A 1,722-nucleotide genomic window follows, 5' to 3' on the forward strand; every position below is an offset into this window, starting at 1 on the left:
TCCCTCAGTTTTAAGGGTTTATCTCACGTAAACTCATTCATTCGCAGGATTTCATCACCTTGAAATATAGTAATCTTAAGAATACTAGGTTGTTGAGACCGTAATGAACCCTTCTATGGCATGCGGGAACAGAAGAAACATTGGAACATTTCCCCATTTCAATAATTTACTGCACGCATACTCCACAATCCCTTGGAGATTGACCATCCCAAGGCTCTACGGGTCGATGCCCTTACATTCCTTCGTTACACCTATCCAAGGTGTGGAGACCGATAGCGTTTAGCGGATGGGTCTGTGCCCTTATGAAGAACGAACTCGGTCCTCCGTGCTTTCTTTTTTGAAGTCCTGCGAATGAATCAATTTACATTAGTACGAAGATATTAGGCAGCGTGAGTATATGGAATGACTGTTTTTTCAGGAGTGAATGACTCCTCGGAATGCACCAAGCCAACTAAAATTCGTGCCAATTTTCCGAGCAATTTAAATATTGACTTCTGCTTACTCATATGTTTAACTTGCACATTATTCAAATGCAATTGCTTAAATATAGGATTTGTTCCCACTAATGTTAAGGTAGCCAGATACAAATATTTTCGGAGTGTGGAATCTCCTCGTTTGGAGAGTATGATCTGGCCTTTACGCTTTCCAGACATGCTCTCTGCCAAATTTAAACCGGCTTTTCGTAGCAATTGACGACCGTGAACGTACTGCGTCAGATCACCGGCACCAGCCAGAATTGCAGCAATATAGATCGTGCCGAAACCTTTAATGGAACGAAGCTGGCTAGCAATTGGGATTTCGCCAAGCAAAGCTGCGATTTCTTCTGCTATTTGGTTCAATATACTATTAATACGCTCGTACTCTTCTAGTAAACGATGCAGATCCTGTTTTGCCTCATTCAGCGCTACAGTTACCCCCACGCTTTGAACCGCTTTAGAGAGTAGTTCAGCTGCCTTCTGAATACCTGTGGAGCCCCCGGCTCGTTTCATGTATTTCCGCCAACCTGTAATAACTTCTGATGTAGATTGACCTTTTAGATCCAACGGAGACGGGAACTCTTTGAGTGTAGCTATGGAGCGTGGGCAGGTCCAATCTTTAAACACAGAAGCATACTCAGGGAAGCGTATATCCAGCCAGCGTATGATCCGATTCTGCATTCGAACACTATTTGTAACCCAAAATTCCCGATCATTCATTAGGGTCCGCAGCCTTTGAAAATGAGTCGCTTGCCGAATGTATTCATAATAATAGCCACGACTAACAACATCTGCAATAACAAGGGCATCCTTCGGATCACTCTTGGAAGGACAATTATCTCGGTTCTCCTTGTTTCGTTTCGTCGTTGCTGGATTAACTAAAACGACGTTTAGGCCTTTCTGGATAAGCCAGTTAGCTAAACTGTACCAGTAGTGTCCCGTCGGCTCCATGCCAATTATGATATCCTTCAGTCGATGTTTTTGTTGCAAACCTTCCATCCAACGCTGTAATTTCTCAAATCCCTGGATCGTGTTTTTGAATGATAGATGTTGGGTTGTAAGGACAATTCCTCGATAATTTGTAGCTTGAGCTACTTGAGTTTCTTTTGCCATATCAATGCCCACAACTAGATGTGAAGTAGTAATTCGTTCAATACGTTGATTTTGTCCGTCTGATTGCTTAAACTTCATAATAAGAGCGCCTCCTTGATGGTGTTGGGTATCTACCCGTCGACAAACCCATCAT

1 protein-coding gene is annotated in these 1,722 nt (G+C 42.9%); it reads right to left on the minus strand.

Annotated features, from left to right (window positions below):
* Positions 1-380: 380 nt before the first annotated feature.
* Positions 381-1,667 (minus strand): IS110 family RNA-guided transposase, encoded by a 1,287-nt coding sequence (locus L6I86_RS35475; RefSeq protein ID WP_236293634.1) that lies wholly within the window; start codon positions 1,665-1,667, stop codon positions 381-383.
* Positions 1,668-1,722: the final 55 nt, after the last annotated feature.

The organism is Paenibacillus allorhizoplanae (genome assembly GCF_927798215.1).
Lineage (GTDB): Bacteria > Bacillota > Bacilli > Paenibacillales > NBRC-103111 > Paenibacillus_E > Paenibacillus_E allorhizoplanae.

Bases quoted from the DNA above. Each gene is read 5' to 3' on its own strand.
- L6I86_RS35475 (WP_236293634.1), bottom strand. From the start codon at position 1,667: ATGAAGTTTAAGCAATCAGACGGACAAAATCAACGTATTGAACGAATT.